This is a genomic window from Wolbachia endosymbiont of Muscidifurax uniraptor (genome assembly GCF_054149795.1).
On the sequence record NZ_CP083727.1, the window covers coordinates 860,895 to 879,658 of the forward strand.

The following is an 18,764-nucleotide window of genomic DNA, read 5'->3' on the forward strand; positions in this document are numbered from 1 at the left end:
AAATTAATAACATACATTCATTCTAAATAAACATTACATATAGTAAAAGAGTTATTTAGCATAATAAGAAAAATATTTTATATTAGCATGCCACATCTTTCAGATCTACTTTTAAAACATCCTTTATGTTTAGCACCTTTTTCTCTGTTACTTTGCCAATACATGAATAAACTGCACCTTCAAACAATTCTTCAAACCTCTTCTGATTTTGTGGTGCAATAGTAACCAAAATTCTACTTTGCGATTCAGAAAACATTATTATCTTGTTTATTATGTCTGTATTTTGTATTTTTCCTATTGGCACTAGTGAAAGATCGATTTCAGCACCAAGGTCTCCTGCAATTAGCGATTTTGCCAGAGCAATAACTAATCCGCCTAAGTTTGGTGCAATTGCAGAGGCAATTATGCCATCTTTTATTGCCTGGTTGTAACGCTCATACAACTTCCTAGCGCTCTTTGCATCAACTTTTGGTACGTTGTTATTACCTATTCCACTATATAACTGATATTCAGATCTACCAAGTTCATCAAGTGTTTCTCCAAGTACATATATCAAGTCTCCCGGCATTTTCACATCAAGCGATACCGCATTTTCAATATTTTCTATAATTCCAATTGCTGAGATGAGTAATGAAGGTGGTGCGGAGATTATCACTTTCTCGCCATTTTCATCATATCCCTTGAAGTCATTGAACATACTGTCTTTTCCGGATATGAATGGTGTTTTAAATGCAGTTGCAAAGTCGTAACAAGCCTCTGCAGCTCTCTTTAGCTGCCATAGCCTTTCTGGATTATAAGCATCACACCAGCAAAAATTGTCGAGCAACGCTAGATGATTTATATTTCCTCCTACGGCTACATAGTTGCGTATCGCGGTGTCAATTGCACATGCTGCCATGTGGTAGGTGTCAATTTCTCCATAACTTGAGCCAAATCCTTGCGATTTTACAACACCTTTATTTAAAGAAAGAACAGGCCTTGAGACAATAGCTTCGCTGCACATTCTTCCCTTGCCTTGCAGTGGTTTTAACACTGACGATCCTTGAACCTCATGATCATATTGCACCACTATGAACTCTTTGCTGCAAATGTTTGGTCTGCTCAGCATTTCTTTTAGTTCAGTTTCTTGGCTTGATGTCATGCAAGTAGCTGACACGCAAAGGGTGTCATGCAAGTAGCTGACACTGGAATCCATTTCACATTCAATTCCACCATTAGATGAGTTTTGGCGTAAAATGTTTGCAGGCTTTACCTGCTGGATCCCAGTGTCAAGCACTGGGATGACAGGAAAGGATACAGCAGACTCCTTAGACCACGGCTTTGTCTGTAAATGCACTTTAGGATTACCATCATGCAGAAATTCAGTTCCGATATCCATTATTACTTTCCCTTTAGGACATTTAACAACAGCTTTACCACTCTCATTGAACTCTCCAATCACACAAACCTCCACATCATGTTTTTTCATGATTTGCTTAAACATAGGGAGATTTTCTTCTGGCACTGCTAAGGTCATTCTCTCTTGTGATTCTGATATCCATATTTCCCACGGAGCCATACCATCGTTTTTAAGGAGAACCTTGCTCAAATCAACTTCAAATCCGTCTTTTCCCATTTCACCAATAGATGATGATAGACCGCCTGCTCCATTATCCGTTATTGCATTATAAAGATCAAGATCTCTTGCTTCCAAGGCGGCGTTGGATAATTTTTTTTGTGTTATAGGGTCACCAATTTGCACAATTGTTGAAGGGCTGTTTCCCGACAAAGCCTCTGAGGAAAACGTTGCACCGTGAATTCCGTCCCTTCCAACTCTTCCGCCAATAATTACGATTTTATCGCCGTTTTTAGGCCCTTTGATGTGTGAAGGTGCGTTATTTATGTTGCGTGGAATAATTCCGACACTGCCAACAAAGACTAACGGCTTTCCACAAAATCTATCGTCAAAATATACCGATCCAAGTTGTGTTGGAATACCAGAGCAATTACCAGCAACATTAACACCGTGAATCACTTCTTTCATTATATATTTTGGCGGTAAGATCTCATCAGTGCGCTCTTTATCCCTATAAAACTTGCCTTTTGCTTCTTTGGCAAAGCAAAAGTAATAGGTATTCATTATAGGCTCTGCGCCTTTACCGAAACCAACTATATCACGATTTACTCCAAGCACTCCAGTCATTGCTCCACCAAATGGATCAAGAGCTGAAGGGCTATTGTGAGTTTCAACTTTATCTACAATCAAGTAATCGTCATCAAAAATTATTCCTCCTGCGTTGTCAGAGAAAACTGACACACATATGTCAGAATTTATCTCACGCGTTGCACGCTTGATATAATGTGCGTATAGGCCATCTTTTATTTCATCAATGGGAGAGCAAAAGATATTGTGCTTACAATGTTCAGACCAAGTTTGTGCTAGGGACTCAAGTTCAATATCATATGGATTTCTATTAAGTTTTTTAAAGTAATCCTTTATAGCTTTCATTGCTGCCAGAGAGAGCCCTAAAGTGCCATTACCATCGATTCCATCTCTGCTGATCTTTTCAAGCTCTTGGTCACTTACATTGAGGTCAACGGACTTAGTACTATCCTCTGTCATCCCAACCCTACCTTCTGTCATTCCAGTGCTTGACACTGGAATCCAGTTTTCATTATACAATTGCTTGAAATTTTCTGGATCCCAGTGTCTGGGCACTGGGATGACACCTTTTAATTTACCGTAATGCCTCCAATAGAAATTGCCGTTTTCTTTATGAACAAGAATGCAATACTCAGTGATAGGATTAAATTCTTGTTTTATATCATCTTCAGTTGCTTGACTTAGAATCAATTTTGAACTTCTTGCTTTTATACAAACATTTTCATCAATGTAGTCCTTGTTTATTAAATATTCTCTAACAATTTGTTTCGCTGTGTTGCCTACATTGTCAGTCATGCCAGGTAAAAAGCTTATCTCCAAGCCCCACTTTGCTTGTGGTTCTATGAAGTTATATTGAACTTCTTCAAGGTTTTCATTGTAGGAATAATAACGGCAGTCTTGTATGACTTTATTATAAAATAGCCCACAAATTTCTTCATGTAATTTTGATGGTAATTCTTTGCTTATGTAAATCAAGTAAACATTAACTACCCTTCTGCGGCCAAATTGTTCACATTTATTTAAAACTTCTATTCTGATGTTTGCCATGTAATATTGTGAAAGACTTTAATATATCATAGCATAAGAAACTGCGAGCACATTTATATTTTAAATAATTTCTATACAATAAAAGTATTGTATTAATTGTTACTGTTAGTGGGAAGAGTTTTTACTGTTAATGTGGATGAATCCCTTTTTGATGTGCTGGTTCAGCACATATTTTCTGAATATGAAAGAGAAAAAATTCCCGAGATAAAGGTCATACTTCCTTGCAAGAGGGATGTGATAGCGCTGCTGAGTGCATTCAAGAATTATAACGCTGAAAAATGCATAATTTTGCCAGAGATAGTTTCGCTAGAGAACATTGATGAGGAAGATTTAATATTAAATCTTGATAGAGTTAAAGTTATAAGTCCAATAAAAAGGACGCTGCTACTCATTCAATTCATATTGGAATGGAATAGAAAAAATAATGATAATTTCCCAATTGATTTAGCTTATAGCCTGCCATCATCGCTTGATAAAATTCAATCTACCCAAACAACGGATTGTTATCAATTTGATGAACATTCAAAAAAAATAGAGAATTTCATAAGCTTACTCACTGAGACTTGGAGTAAAACTTTAAAAGATTTAGAAGTAGTAGATATATTAAAACATAAGAGTGATTACATAAACAATATGATAACCTCTTTACAAAAAGACCAACATATAATCTTTGTTGGAATTGGAAAGGATAAGTCGTTAATTAAGGCTATATATGATCTGCCATTTGGAAAAATAATTTTGCCTAACCTGAATTTGAAAATTAAAGAGAAAGACTGGAAATTGCTTGATAAAAAACACTATCAATATTGCCTGAAAGATCTACTCGATTATTTAAAAGTGGATAGAAGGGATGTTAGTTTTCTGCCAGAAGCGTGTTCTGGTGTCATCCCAGTGCCCAGACACTGGGATCCAGAAAACTTAACTTTAAATGAGCGCACCAGGTGGCTGTATAATGAAAACTGGATCCCAGTGTCAGCTACTTGGATGACAGAAGAAAGGGCTGGGATAACAGGAAGTCCTGAGGAATATCTAGATTACGTCTTTGATACAACTGCCGATCTAAGCAAAGTTAGTAGTGGACATGTTGGCAATATTGAAGTCATCACTTGTGATTCCAGAGAGGAAGAAGCACAAGTGACATCATTAATTATAGAAAATGAAGGTTATGAAAACATTTCTTTGGTCGTCTTTGATAAATTACTTGCAGCTCGTATAGCATGTTTATCAAGGCAACACAGTGCCATACCGGAAAATTACCCTTATATAACGCTTCTGCTTTATAGTATCGAAGTTTTGACCTCAAATTGGAGCAGTGTGTCATTACTTTCGCTCCTTAAACATAGGCTAGTGACTTTTGGTTACACTCAAGAAGAGTACACTCGGATTTTATCTGAATTTGAAATAGAGATATTACGCAACTTTAGTACAAATGGCCTGAGCGATATTATAAATGCTATCAATGCCCATAAAAAGCTAAAATACAAAGAAGATATATTACTTATTATCAGTAAGTTAGAAGTTATATTTAATCCTTTACTTCGTTCTATAAATTGCTCTATTTTTGATGTGGTAGCAACTCATTTGCAGTGTATTAATATATTATCTGGTATAAATTTTTCAGAGCTAAATAGTGAAATAGGTAATTTTACCTGTAATTTTTCAAATGCATGTGAGGGTGTAGAAATTAAATGCTCCTTAGAGTTATATAGCCAAATTCTGACCTTATTTTTAGAGAAAGAGTTTTTCTCTGTAGCAAGTGACTTGAATAAATTCAGCTTATATCACAACAAAGTTGTGATACTTGCTGGATTTAATGAAGCGCCAAGCTTTCAAAGTCCGCTTTTGAATGCACTTACGAGAGAAAAATTTAATCTTCCTTCTGCGCAAGAAGAGCAGGGGTATTTTTTTTATACTTTACACAATTTGTTTTGTGCAAGTAAGGTTTATATTACAAGATCGCTAAGCCATAGAAAACCAATGCTATTGCAGCGTTTGGAAATTCTGTTGCAGGGGTCAAAATATCCTTATCGTGATTGGCTAAGGATATTAAATACGCCTGAATGTACTGTTCCATGTACTCAGCCTATGCCAAAACCTCAAACCGAAGTTAGAAAAGAAAAAATGCAGGTGATGTCTTGCAGTGCAATAGAAAAGCTAATTCGTAATCCTTATTCATTTTACGTTGAGTATATACTGGGCCTTAAACAATTAAGAGACTTGAATTTTAAGCCATCGATATTGGAATTTGGCACTATGGTACACAACATTCTTGCAAGATATTTACGCAACAAAAAATCTCCAATGAGCATTGCACGAGAAGCATTCTCGACTAGTCAGTTTAATTTTTCAAATATGTGGTGGGTAAGACTACAAAAGATAATTCAATCTTTTGTCGAATTTGATGAAACTCGAAGCAATTATGTTGAGTTGGAAAAGAGCTTTTCCTGTCCGATATTTCATATTCCAGCGCGTGACACTGGTTCTTGTGATCAGTATGAAACTGCTTGGATGACGGATAGAGATCTGATCCCACAAGAAATCTTACTGACAGCAAGATGTGATAGAGTTGAGTATCTACCAAGTGGGCAAGTAGCAATTATAGACTATAAGCTTGGTACACCACCTTCCAATGAAGAAGTGATGTCGGGGTTTTTTCCGCAATTAATTTTACAAGCCTTAGCGGTAGAACATATAACAAAAAGAGAAGTCTCAGAACTTGCTTATTGGAAACTTGATTATGATAAAATAAAAGTTATTTCTATACAAAATTATAGATACAAAATGCAAGAATTAAAAAATGATCTGCCTGGTTTTTTATCTAACTATTTAAGTGATTCCACACCCTTTATTGCCTCTCCATATTTTGATAAATTCTTGAGATTTAACAGCTATAAACAGCTAGAAAGGGTAGGAGAGTGGTTGTAAATGGTGTCATCCGAGTACCTGACACTGGTTTCTATCCAAAAGGGTGTCATCCCAGTGCTTGACACTGGGATGGCTTTGTTGCATCACACTTTATGAGATGGTGATTTATGGTAAATTCATGTAACTATCTCAAATTTAGCCATACCAATATCAGTGAATTTATTAAGCAAATAGCATTTGATTAGCAGTTCTTTTTCTCGATTTATCTCAGATTTATTCCTAAAACTAAATCCGAATATTTGCTTTAATCTTGAGAAAAACCCTTCAATATAAGATCTTTTCCCATAATTTACTTCTTTTTTCCATTCTTTCATGCCATCTTCACCGTATAATTTTATTAACCTAATAGCAGCATTCCTGTCAGACATATAATCTATTTCTGGATGTTCTGCCGCATTGTTTATTGGTGGAATTTTTGTCTTTATATCATATTTGTTACACAACTTATAAAACTTGTGCCTATCACATGCTCCATACGCGTCAAGTTAAGGAAATAAAGGTATGAAAGAGATAGAATAATAAGGTATAAGTTCTCCCAGATATACTTTTAGTGAGAGAACCAATGAATAAAATAACTTGCTTATCAAAAAAGCTCAAAGAATTTTTTAATGAAAAAGCAGAGAAAATCTCAATTACAACAAGGTTTATAAAAAGAAAGAGAAAGCTAAAAGGTTCATCATTCGTAAAAGCCATGGTCTTGGGTAATATAGGAGTTGATAATTGTAGCGTAGAAACAATGTGTCAATTACTAAACGAGGACTCGATAGATATAACAAAACAAGGTTTGGATTTTAGATTTACTGAAGAAGCAGTGGAATTTATGAAAAGGATGTATAATGAATCTGTGGTTCTCTTTAAAAATATCTTGCAAGTTGATTGCAAAATCTTACAGCAATTTAATAGTGTTAAATTATTGGACAGTAGCTATATTACTCTACCTAACAGTATGGAAGAGATGTATAAAGGTTATGGTACTAGCTACAGTGGCTATGAAAGCAATACTAAGTCTGGAATAAAGTTACAATTAGTTTTCGATTACATGAATCAGATAATAGACCAACTTAATTTAACGGAGGGAATAAGATCAGACCAGGGATATAGGAAACATTTAAGTAATATATCAAGCAATGATTTGCTAATATCCGATCTCGGTTATTTTGTGCCAAGTTCTTTTAAACAAATCAATGAAATAGGAGCTTATTTCATAAGTCGTCGATACCAACGTATATGATGTAGAAACAAATCAAAAAATGGAGTTATTAGAATGTTTAGAGGATAAGTTATTTTTAGAAAACGAGGTATTGTTAGGAAAAGAAGCAAAAATTAGAGTAAGAATTATATGTCAGAAACTAACTGGAGAACAGTCTATAGCCAGAAGAAGGAAAGCTAATAGATTAGCAAGATCGCAGGATCCTCTAAAAGAAATCAAAAATTGTTGAATTGGTATAACTAATGTTCCAGAAAATAAAATTAGTGCTGAGCAAGTATTAACGATTTACAGAGTAAGGTGGCAAATTATTTAAATTGTATAAAAGCCATATCAGACTTGATAAGCTAAAAGGAAAGCCATGCAGAGTATTATGTGAACTATATGCTAAATTGTGCGCAATTCTTATATTTCACGGCATAGTTGGTTGCACAGAAGTGAAAAAGAATACAGAACTTAGCTTAACAAAGGCATTTATTGAGCTAAAAAGACGGGTTAGAGAGTTATTTTTAGTATTAACCAAGATTAATAGTTTAAAAGCATTTCTTAAAAAACTCACTACAACTTGGTCGCGATTTTCATTAAAAGACAAACGTAGAAGGGCTAGAGTATCCACTTTAACCTCTCTAAATTTGCTCACAATCTCTTAACTTGACGCGTATGATCACATGCTCTATCTGCATATAGTGCTTTTATGGCATGCTGAAAATCAACTTCTTTTAGCAAATCACAAGCTCCATAGTGATCAGACCGTTACTGTATTTTACAGCTATGGCTTTTTTGTTGTTTATATTCAACATTACGTGCAATTTTCTCGTTTGCTCATAGCCACGATATTTTCTGTCAGTGCTATTTTCCTTGCTGTGACCAGGAGTGTTGTTGTATATACTAATTCCTGTACTGTCTATAGCAATTTCGATATCTTCCATATTAGAGGTTGTCCGGAAACAAGTAAATTCAAGCATATTCCCTCTTTAACATAACCCTACTCATAGCTAGGTATATGAAATTCTCAGTGGATGTTGTGAGTAAATCATACTCCTTCGATAGCCTTCTATTCCTATTAACCCAAGCAAAAGTCCTTTCTACAACCCATCTTCTTGGCTGTACTTTAAACCCTTGTTCTCTTGTTGGTAGTAGCTCAGGTGGCGTATCTTTGTGCACCCAAAATCTACATGGAGGCCTTGTAACAATTTCAATATCTATGTCATATTCTTCCTTTATGTGATTCTTTAAATTTCTTCCTTGGTATCCCATGTCAGCCCACATTTTTTTAACTTTAGTATATTTTGTTCTCATATTGTTTAATGCTATTTTAATACCATCTCTATCATTTTCGTTAGCAGCGCCTACGTAACAACCTAGTATAAAACCCTGAGTGTCTGTAATTATATGCCTTTTTCTACCCTTTACTTTTTTACTTCCATCATAGCCTTTGATCCCCCCTTTTCTGTAGTCTTTACAGATTGACTATCTACTATACAGGCACTTGGCTGCTCATTCCTTCCTATTTTTCTTCTACTATATTTTGTAATTTCATAATTCATTTTCTCAAAAATTCCCTGCTTCTTCCATTGCCTGAACTGCTCATACACAGTCTTCCATAGCGGAAAATCATTTGGTAAATACCGCCATTGACACCCTGTACGCAATACATAGAAAATTGCTTCTAATATTTCTCTTTTGCTATACTTTGGCGGCCTTCCTCCTTTCTTGTATGATACTCTGAAGTGTTTTTCTATTCTTGCCTATTCCCTTTCGCTTAGATCTGTTGGATACTTTTTTCTCATCTTTACCCCGTACTAAAATTTCAGATATTATAGCCTTTTACTTGTTTCCGGACAACCTCTTATAGCTCTTTTCATAGAAGTCCGGATGTGATAAGGATAGATAATGATAAGGAGGTTGAATGCCAGCAGCATATAGTTATGATTTAAGAAAAAAAGCAATGAAGGCGCTAGACGAAGGAGAAAGCAGAGAAGCAGTGGCAGCAAGATTTAAGATTGGACGAACTACTTTATGGGAGTGGCAGCACTGTAGGCTTGACCATAAATTATGTTAAGATAGAAAATGACTATTTTAGATAGAGCTTGATGTAATGCAGTGCGATACAAAATAACGGTAGAATATAATGGTAGTAATTTCTCTGGTTGGCAAAAACAGCAACACTCTGCTAACTCAATCCAGGAGAAGATAGAAAATGCTATATTTAATTTTAGTGGTGAGAAAGTTACTTTGTACTGTGGTGGCAGGACTGATGCAGGAGTTCATGCTTTAGGACAAGTTGCTCATTTTGATATGGAAAAGGAATTTGAGCTTTATAGAATAAGGAATGCAATAAACTATCATTTAAAATCAATTCCTATAGTCGTGCTTAATGCAGAAGTTGTAGATGATGCGTTTCACGCACGGTTTTCAGCAAAAAAAAGATATTACGAATATAGAATAGTTAATCGCTATGCTCCTGCCGCTCTGGAGACGGGTTATGTATGGCAAGTGTTTAGCCCACTTGATGTAAATATTATGCGTGAAGCTGCTAAACATCTACTTGGAAAACATGACCTTTCAAGTTTCCGTTCAAAAGATTGTCAAGCCGCAAATCCGATAAGAACAATTGATGATATCGATATAATACAAAATGGGAATCATATACACATCAAAATATCTGCTATTTCCTTTTTACATAACCAAGTGAGGATTATTGTGGGTACTTTAGTTGAATTTGGAAAAAATAGAACCAATCCGCAAGAAATGCTAAATATATTAAACCAATGCAAAAGAAGTGCCGCTGGAGTTACTGCACCACCTTTTGGCTTATATTTGGTAAAGATAGATTACTAATTTAATAAAAGCTAGTGAAATAAGTGCCATACCGCCACGGTATCTCCAGATTCCGCTAACAAGCAGCGAGATGACGAGTTTAAGTTCTCATTGGCATTACTACATATAATGCACTTGAATCGTCTTCATCAGTGATAATTGTAGCACTATTACCATCGGCTAAGCTAAACTTACATTTATTTTTTATGCAGGATAGAACATCAAGTAAATAACGCGAGTTGAACCCTATTTCTATAGTGGCTTCATTGTAGTCCACTTCTATGGATTCAGTTGCATCACTGCACTCTTGGGAGTTTGAATGCAGAGTTAGCAGCTTTTCTTGTAGTGAGAATTTAATAGATTTTACTTTATCAGATACAACAACGGAAACTCGATCTATAACGTCTGAAAGTTTTTTACTTTCAATAATCATATGCTTATCTTGAGATGCTGGAATAACTGCTTTATAATTTGGAAAAGTTCCATCTATTAATTTTGATATTAGAATATATTCACCGCATGTAAACTTGATTTTTCTGTCTGAGAGTTTTACTTTAATTTCATTACAATCGTCCAATATTTTTAACAGCTCCATAACAGTTTTACGTGGAATGATCACACCAAATTCGCCATTGATGTTCCCAGGCTTTGGCCTCTTTATACATGATAAACGATGGCCATCAGTTGCAACGCAGTACAGAAATTGCTCATCTGTATGTAGATATATTCCATTTAAATTATACCTTGTATCATCTAGTGATACAGCAAATTTTGTTTTAGTTAATAAGTCTATCAGGTCTGTATTTAGTAGAGTACAATCATGTTTATAATTGTCTTCTTCAAGAGCAGGAAAGCTGCTTGAAACTACATTCGGTAAAGAAAAGTTTGCATTTCCGCAAGACATCAATAATTTTCCTTGGTCGTTTACTTCAAAATTGACATCCAAATCAGCGGGTAACTTCTTCACTATGTCATGTAAAGTATGCGCTGAAATTTTTACTTCTCCTTCTGTTAATACGGTTGCAGCAAGTGAGGCAAACATTGAAATGTCAAGATCAGTTGCCATTAATTTTATGCTGCCGTGTTGTGCTTTGATATTTATACACGCCAAAACATCTATTGCATTACGCCTTTCAACCACTCCACTTACTCTGGATAATGTATTTAAAAGACTTGTGCGGCTCACGCTAAAACGCATCTGCTCGCACACAGAATTTTGCTTTTTGATTTCTGTATCTACACCTGCAACCTCTGACATTGCTAACTCTCAAAAATATATTTTAAATGATATCCACATCCCATATAAAGTAAAGTGCTATTTATCGAAAGGGCAGTCTGTTTTATACTACAACTGGAAAATTACCTATTCTGTTACAATAATTTACTTTGTATGGCATAAATCATGCATTTTTTGATACGCTTTTTGAAAACCAAGTAGGGAATAAGTATCATCAATGGTCACTGTTTTTGTTTTTCCATTAACTACCATTGATAATCCCTGCTTCATTTTTAGAATGAGATCTTGATCTATTTTTGTATGCTCTGCCCACGCAAAACTTCCCTGTATTATGGGCAGTGTATATTTAATTTTTTTGTCGATATTGAGAGCTACAGGCTCCTTATCATACTGAAAACCAGAGGTAACGCTTACCTCATCTGCTTTTTTATCAACATAACTAACCATTACATACGGCTTGCGATTGGTTGTATAATATTCGCTTTTTTTTTTAGGATAGGATACAATATAACATACTTTCTCTCCATCTTCCAATGCAGTATACACGAGCCAATCTTTATATTTTTCCTTCAATTGTACATCACTAACCGATGCAAAAGCGCCTATCGAAAAAAATATTAGAAATATAAAAAAACTACGCATGCAAACCAAATTTCAAACTTTCAGATTGTATATATTGTTTTACCTTAGCCATCGCCTGCTCAGCCAACTGCCTTATTCTTTCTCTTGAAACACAATATTTTTTACTAAGTTCATCCAGAGTTTGAATGTTTTCAGACAAATATCTACTGATAAAAATGTCTCTTGCCCTTTCGTTGAGGCTCGCTAGTGCATTGTTTAAAATTGTTTCTTTTAATTCTTCTTCTTCATGATTCTGATAGGTTACTTCTTGACTAACCAAGTTACATGGGATCATATCTTGTAGCTCCCTTTTAGAGCCATCACCTATTTTTATGCAATCGTTTAGCGACTGATCCTTACAAGCCATACGGTAATTCATCTGCAGAACGTCTCCTTCGGATACAGAAAGCTCATTAGATATTGCTTTTATTTCTTCATTATTTAAGGTTTCCCTGTTTGTATACTGTAAAATTCTTTTTTTTATTTTACGTAAACTAAAAAACAATCTTCTTTGTGCTTGCGTTGTGCCTATTTTCACAAACGACCAAGATTTCAATATAAAGTCTTTTATTGAAGCTTCAATCCACCACACCGCATAAGTTGAAAAACGAAACCCTAAATCAGGATTAAACTTTTTCACTGCATGCATTAAACCCATATTTCCTTCCATGACCAGGTCCATCAACAATAGTCCATAATTTTTGAATTTCATTGCAATTTTCACTACCAAATTCAAATGGCTGGTAATCAATTTATGAGCAGAAGAAACATCCTTATATTGGTTCCAATTTTTTGCTAATCGTACCTCTTCCTCTTGAGACAGCATAGGAAATTTTTGCACCCTAGCAATATATTGCATGAGATTGGTTCTGCTATCGACACATAAGTTTGCCATTGAGGTCAACATAACAACTTAAATTAAAACTTCATGCATATAATATATTGATTTTCCAGCAAAAATTCAAGCTTTGATTTGAAAAAAGTACAAATTTTCCATCTAATTTCTTGGAGACAGTAGGCCGCAGTGTTAGCTAATTGGATAACATCATGTAACTTTAGATGATATTCTACCAGTACAATGGTAAACGTTATAGCTTAAACACATAGCAAATAGTGTTATTCCAGTGCCTTGACACTGGAATGGCTTTGTTGCATCGCTCTTCGGATAGTAGGTAACGTACAATAAATTCATGAAGCTATCTCAAACTTAGCCATGCCTATTTCAGTAAATTTGTTAAGCAAATAACACTTGAGTAGCAGTTCCTTCTCACGATTAATTTCAGATTTGCTCCTAAAACTAAACCCAAATATTCGCTTCAACCTTGAGAAAAATCCTTCAATATACGATCTTTTTCCGTAATTTACTTCTTCTTTCCATCTTTTTATACCATTCTCACCATGTAATTTCATTAACTGAATAGCGGCATTTCTATCAAGCATATAATCCAATTTTGGATGCTCTGCTGCGTTGTTTTTCGGAGGAATTTTCGTTTTTATACCATATTGATTACACAGCTTATAGAGCTTTTCTCTGTCATATGCCCTATCTGCATATAGTACTTTTATGACATACTGAAAATCGACTTCTTTTAGCAAATCACAAGCTCCATAGTGATCAGAGTAGACACCGTTACTGTATTTTACAGCTATGGCTTTTTTGCTGTTTGTATTCAACATTACATGCAATTTTCTTGTCTGTTCATAGCTGCGATACTTTCTATCTTCGCTATTTTCTTTGCTATGACCAGGAGTGTTGTTGTATATACTAATTCCTGTACTGTCTATAGCAATTTCGATATCTTCCATATTATTTTCTGCAATCATTGATCTTAATATTGAGTTTCTTAAACCTTCTTGATGATTGTGAATAGCTGATAACTTGCAAATTTTTCCCAATTTGCTCAAGGTATCCTGCTATAAACCCAACTGTTTGCCTCAGGCCTATTCTAAATAAACAAGTTATTATGTGCACCAAAATTACAACTTTATCGCTATAAATATTGTTGCCACCTGGTATTTTTGGACCATTCTCGTACCACTTTTCTATGGCTTCGTTGATATAATGAAAAATATTTCCTCTTTTTTCTAGAAATTTGTTATATTCGCTATGGTTACTGACCCTCATTTTTTGTGGCATATTTTTTCTTTCAAGGTTAAATGGCTATTTTATAATGAATTTTGTCAGTAGCCACCAGATTTTTCAGTTGCTATGCAACAAAGCCATCCCAGTGTCAAGCACTGGAATGACATCATAGGGGCGCTGGGATGACACCTCTGGGCACTGCCGTCATAAAGGAACCAGTGTCAGCTACTTTCATGACATCAATAATTGACCTCGACTTACCGTCCAACTAGAAAGTTGTATATAGAATGACAGAAATCCAGATGTTATTTACTTACTTTCGATCTTTTCTATCAATTTTTTAACTAAGCCTCTTAGCTTTTTACTGGATTCATCAAGCTCTTGAATCTGCGAGCTGTGCTCTTTCATTAGTTCCTTATAGTTACCTCTTATGTAGTCAATCATTTCCTTCATCTGAGCAATCATCTTGTTAACATCCATACTGCCCAAATCAGGTATCATGCCAGGCATAGCCCCTTCTAACATACCGCCAGCCATAAGCTGCTGAGACATTTGCATAAATGGTTTTAAAGTCTGATTAAGCAATTCAGGATCCTTGGCTAATTTTTCTATTTGCTCCTTGCAAGTATCCATATACTGCTTCATAAATCCATCTTCTTGCCCTTTGTCCATCATAATTATAACCTACCTAAAAATACGTGTTCTTTATTATATATTATTTTAAAATTAAAAACAATACAAAATACCTGTCACAATTGCATTAATACTTTTTAAATAATAAAAAATGCTCCTTTGCTTATAAAGGGTCACATACCTTCTTTAACCATTCCTTATCTTTTACGCTATTTTCTAAGTTTTTATAGACAAATTGATGGTAGCCATTTATCCATTCAATTTCATCCTTAGTAAGCATTTGCACACTTATTAGCCTTCTATCATATGGAATAGAGGTTAGTTGTTTAAATCCCAAGAAACCATTTTTATGTTTATCAACATACATCAGATTTTCAATCCTTATTCCATACTCTCCCGGAATGTAATAGCCAGGTTCGTTGGATAGTATCATGCCTGGCGTGAGTTTCACTTTATTTCCCTTTGATATTGCTTGTGGTCCTTCGTGTACTGATAGGTAACTTCCTACTCCATGCCCTGTACCATGCATATAGTCCATTCCAAATTTCCATAAATGCGTACGTGCTAATATATCCAATTCTCCACCAGTAGTGCCAGGAGGAAAGATGACACTTGCTATAGCAATGTGAGCTTTGAGTACTATTGTATAGTGGGTTATTTGTTCATCAGTTGGATTGCCAATTGCTACAGTTCTTGTCACATCAGTTGTGCCGTCAAGGTACTGGCCACCAGAGTCAATCAAATACAGTCCATCTTTCTGAATTACTTTATTCGTCTTACTGCTTGCACGATAGTGAATTATTGCTCCATTCTCATTAAATGCTGAAATTGTTGGAAAACTTAGTTGCTTAAACAAATTCTGCTCTTTTCTGTATTCTAAGAGTTTCTCTTCAGCTTCAAGCTCTGTACCAACATTATTTTCAAGCCAATGTAGAAAGTTTGTAACTGCCACTCCATCTCTGATGTGCGCATTTATAGCCCCAGCTATTTCAGTTTGATTTTTTACTGCTTTATGAATTAAACAAGGATCCTCTCTTTCAGCTACCTGTTTATCTTTTATTACAGCCATGATACTCATTGGAGTTGTGTTTGGATCTATAACTATTGAATTTAGCTTGTGCAGCGAATTTTCTAGCTCACTAATATCAAAAATATTTATATGATTGCCTAAATTTGCTTCTATAGTTGAATGTTCTTTATCTTGAATAAACAAATCAACATTACCGCTTTTATACAATATAGCACGGCCCAATATACATGGAGTATATTTAGCATTTTCGTTTCTTAAATTTAATAACCATGAAATTGAATTTGGATCAGTTAAAAGCACTACTTCAGCTTCTTTATCTATACTTTTAGCGACTTTTTCACATTTGTCCTTACTACTTTCACCAGCATATTCAATAGAATGTAAAACCACTGCTTGTTTTCGATAGTCACTTTTTTTTCCAGCTAAACAGGGTATTAATTTACAGATATTCTCATACTTTCTTATATCTTCTATGGTAAAATATTGCAAATAATAACCTAGTGAGGCAGTCGATGTTAAGTTTGCTTTTATCCATTCGCGTGGATCCTCTTCTTGTATATTATATACTTGAAAATTGCCCCGATCGAGCTGATTGCGAGCTTGTGTGATATAGCGTCCATCCGTAAAAAATGGGCACTTGTTGTCTTTTGTAACGATAAGTAGCCCATTTGTTCCTGTAAAGCCACACAGCTTTGTTAGCTCCTCTGAATACTCATTTAAATATTCATCTTTAGTATGCAACATAAATGCATCAACGTTTATCTCGTGCATAAAAGAACGAAATTCTTCGATTTTTGACATAGAACACCTCATACAAAATTAGCAGCCACTTTCGTTTTCCTGTTTCTCAAATACACTAATATGCCAACTATCGCTGCAGGAGTGATGCCTTGTATTTGCTTTGCAATGCCAATTGTTGCTGGTTTTATCGTCTGCAACTTTTCTATTACTTCACTTGACAGGCCTTTAACTTGTGAATAGTTGAAATCAATTGGAATTTGAGTGTTAATTTCCTCTCGTAAAAACTTCATATCCGCTTCTTGTCTTATTAGATAAGGTTTGTATTTTGCTTCAATTTCAACCGCTTCGCATATTTCATTCTTAGTTATGCTACCCATTGCGGTGCCATCCCAGCGCGTGATGCTGCTTAACTCCGGCCATATTTCTTGTAATTTATTCCAGTCGATGTTTGGATAGCTAAGTAAATCTAGTGCCGTTTTTCTTATCCCATCATAAGATATTTTGATACCATAAGACCTAAGCTGCTCAGGAGTAATCGTCAGACTCCCTAACTTCTCTTCAAGCTGCTTAATGGATTCAAGTTTATTCTGTAAAACAGAGTATCTCTCATGCGAAACAAGGGAAATATCATAACCTTTTTGTGTTAATCTTCTATCTGCATTGTCTGACCTGATAGCTAGCCTATATTCTGCACGTGAGGTAAATAATCTATAAGGCTCGATCACCCCTTTGGTGACCAGGTCGTCTATCATTACACCGATATACGAATCTGTACGATGGAGAACAAAGCTTTCTTTTTTTTCAAATGCAGAGAGTGCTGCATTAATTCCGGCGATAATTCCTTGCCCTGCTGCTTCTTCATATCCAGTGGTGCCATTAATTTGGCCAGCAAAATATAGGCCTTTGACTTTCTTGGTTTCAAGAGTATGAAACAGCTCTCGTGGGTCAATATAGTCATACTCAACTGCATATCCAGGTCTTAGTATTTCTGCATTTTCAAGTCCCTTGATACTCTTTATCATTTCACGCTGCACTTCAATAGGCAATGAATTTGAAATTCCGTTTGGGTATACAGTATCATCATCCAGCCCTTCTGGTTCTAAAAATATTTGGTGGCTACTTTTTTCTGCAAATTTTTTAACTTTAACTTCAATTGATGGGCAGTATCTTGGTGCTATAATATCATCCAAATATGAAGAAGCTGACCTGTGAAGGTTCTCTCGAATTATTTTATGCGTGTTTTCATTAGTATGGGTAATAAAGCATGATACCTGAGGTTGGTTAATTTTTTCTGTGAGATAAGAAAACGGCACAGGTGGATTATCACCCACTTGTTCTTGCAATATTGACCAGTTTATAGTGCCACGATCAAGCCTTGGCGGAGTTCCGGTGCGCAATCTACCTAATTTAAAATTATATTTCTTCAACGTATTTGCAAGTTCTACTGCAGGCTTATCTCCCATTCTCCCTGAAGGAGTTACCTGCTCTCCTATATGAATCACACCCCGCAGAAAAGTCCCTGTAGTTAGAACGACTTTACTTGTCAGTATATGCTCCCCTGAGCTTGTTATTACAGCTTTAATGCACAATTCTCCATTGTTATTACTCTCTATAAGAAAATCGTCAACCGACTCTTCTTTTACCGTCAAATTATTATAATTTAGAATAATTTCCTGTATTGCTTGCTTGTATAATTTTCGGTCTGCCTGTGCACGCGGGCCCCATACTGCTGCACCTCTGCTGCTATTTAAAATGACTGAGTGTATACTTGCTTGATCGATTGCTCTTCCCATTATTCCATCAAGAGCGTCAACTTCCCTGACTACAACGCCCTTTGCAACTCCTCCGATTGCTGGATTGCAGGACATTTCCCCTATAGTTGAAATTTTATGAGTTATAAGCAGCGTGTTTGCACCAAGGCGAGCTGCAGCAGCAGCAGCTTCGCACCCTGCATGACCACCACCTACTACTACTACATCATATTTATGCATGCCTTCTTGAGTAATTCTTACTCTACTAATATTCTAACTATTAGCGGTTAATGTCAAATTTTACAGTAATTAACTATTTCAATCATCAGTGGCCAATGTATAGCTAACTCACGTCATACCGTCACGGTATCTCTAGATCCCGCTAACAAGCAGCGGGATGAAGGTTTTTCAAATTATCGGGTTTTAGTGGGGCGAGCGACCAGGATCGAACTGGCGACATTCAGTACCACAAACTGACGCTCTACCAACTGAGCTACGCCCGCCAAGATATAAAATTTCTAACATA

At 35.6% G+C, this 18,764-nt stretch carries 11 protein-coding genes, 1 tRNA gene and 5 pseudogenes; 4 read left to right on the forward strand and 13 right to left on the reverse strand.

Features of this window, described 5'->3' with window-relative positions; translation table 11 throughout:
* Nucleotides 1–82: 82 nt before the first annotated feature.
* The gene (locus LA754_RS04395; protein ID WP_006279732.1) at nt 83–3,190 is read right to left on the reverse strand and encodes an AIR synthase-related protein; all 3,108 of its coding nucleotides are present in this window, start codon (nt 3,188–3,190) and stop codon (nt 83–85) included.
* 108 nt (nt 3,191–3,298) lie between these two features.
* Between LA754_RS04395 and LA754_RS04400 the strand changes: the two genes are divergently transcribed.
* Nucleotides 3,299–6,115, forward strand: coding sequence for a WPE palindromic element domain-containing protein (locus tag LA754_RS04400; protein ID WP_457923741.1), 2,817 nt, complete (start codon nt 3,299–3,301; stop codon nt 6,113–6,115).
* Nucleotides 6,116–6,231: 116 nt separating this feature from the next.
* Here the strand turns inward: LA754_RS04400 and LA754_RS04405 are convergent.
* Nucleotides 6,232–6,597: pseudogene (locus LA754_RS04405) on the reverse strand (IS5 family transposase); the annotation flags it as partial.
* 80 nt (nt 6,598–6,677) lie between these two features.
* Here LA754_RS04405 and LA754_RS04410 point away from each other — a divergent pair.
* Nucleotides 6,678–7,972, forward strand: a pseudogene (locus LA754_RS04410) (IS4 family transposase).
* On the opposite strand, the pseudogene LA754_RS04415 reads toward LA754_RS04410, so the two are convergent.
* Nucleotides 7,968–8,257 (reverse strand): annotated as a pseudogene (locus LA754_RS04415) (transposase); the annotation flags it as partial. The pseudogenes LA754_RS04410 and LA754_RS04415 overlap by 5 nt on opposite strands.
* Nucleotides 8,258–8,279: 22 nt before the next feature.
* Nucleotides 8,280–9,064, reverse strand: a protein-coding gene (locus tag LA754_RS04420; RefSeq protein ID WP_238513981.1) for an IS5 family transposase whose coding sequence is annotated in 2 segments (ribosomal slippage) — nt 8,280–8,743 and nt 8,743–9,064 — 786 coding nt in all. Because the reading frame shifts where the segments join, the coding sequence is not laid out codon by codon here.
* 167 nt (nt 9,065–9,231) lie between these two features.
* Here LA754_RS04420 and LA754_RS04425 point away from each other — a divergent pair.
* Both LA754_RS04425 and truA read left to right on the forward strand, forming a co-directional pair.
* Nucleotides 9,232–9,354: pseudogene (locus LA754_RS04425) on the forward strand (IS630 transposase-related protein); the annotation flags it as partial.
* A 71-nt stretch (nt 9,355–9,425) separates the two neighbouring features.
* The gene (gene truA, locus LA754_RS04430; protein WP_010963021.1) at nt 9,426–10,163 is read left to right on the forward strand and encodes a tRNA pseudouridine(38-40) synthase TruA; all 738 of its coding nucleotides are present in this window, start codon (nt 9,426–9,428) and stop codon (nt 10,161–10,163) included.
* A gap of 79 nt (nt 10,164–10,242) precedes the next feature.
* On the opposite strand, the gene dnaN is transcribed toward truA, so the two are convergent.
* The 9 genes and pseudogenes from dnaN to LA754_RS04475 form a co-directional block, all read right to left on the reverse strand.
* Nucleotides 10,243–11,400, reverse strand: coding sequence for a DNA polymerase III subunit beta (gene dnaN / locus LA754_RS04435; RefSeq protein ID WP_457923602.1), 1,158 nt, complete (start codon nt 11,398–11,400; stop codon nt 10,243–10,245).
* Nucleotides 11,401–11,523: 123 nt separating this feature from the next.
* Nucleotides 11,524–12,021, reverse strand: a complete 498-nt coding sequence (locus LA754_RS04440) for an invasion associated locus B family protein (RefSeq protein ID WP_006279310.1) — start codon at nt 12,019–12,021, stop codon at nt 11,524–11,526.
* Nucleotides 12,014–12,907 (reverse strand): RNA polymerase factor sigma-32, encoded by an 894-nt coding sequence (locus LA754_RS04445; protein WP_457923603.1) that lies wholly within the window; start codon nt 12,905–12,907, stop codon nt 12,014–12,016. Before LA754_RS04445 ends, LA754_RS04440 begins: the two co-directional genes overlap by 8 nt.
* A 138-nt stretch (nt 12,908–13,045) precedes the next feature.
* Nucleotides 13,046–13,192: a hypothetical protein gene (locus LA754_RS04450; protein WP_353285705.1), complete on the reverse strand. Its 147-nt coding sequence runs from the start codon at nt 13,190–13,192 to the stop codon at nt 13,046–13,048.
* Nucleotides 13,189–14,137: pseudogene (locus LA754_RS04455) on the reverse strand (IS5 family transposase). The gene LA754_RS04450 and the pseudogene LA754_RS04455 overlap by 4 nt, the downstream one beginning before the upstream one ends.
* Nucleotides 14,138–14,392: 255 nt before the next feature.
* The gene (locus LA754_RS04460; RefSeq protein WP_457923604.1) at nt 14,393–14,758 is read right to left on the reverse strand and encodes a hypothetical protein; all 366 of its coding nucleotides are present in this window, start codon (nt 14,756–14,758) and stop codon (nt 14,393–14,395) included.
* Between the two features lie 121 nt (nt 14,759–14,879).
* Entirely contained in the window at nt 14,880–16,547 is a 1,668-nt protein-coding gene (locus LA754_RS04465) for an aminopeptidase P family protein (protein ID WP_077188339.1), read from the reverse strand.
* 8 nt (nt 16,548–16,555) lie between these two features.
* Nucleotides 16,556–18,478 (reverse strand): tRNA uridine-5-carboxymethylaminomethyl(34) synthesis enzyme MnmG, encoded by a 1,923-nt coding sequence (gene mnmG / locus LA754_RS04470; RefSeq protein WP_077188340.1) that lies wholly within the window; start codon nt 18,476–18,478, stop codon nt 16,556–16,558.
* Nucleotides 18,479–18,665: 187 nt separating this feature from the next.
* A tRNA-His gene (locus LA754_RS04475) sits at nt 18,666–18,741 on the reverse strand.
* Nucleotides 18,742–18,764 lie beyond the last annotated feature (23 nt).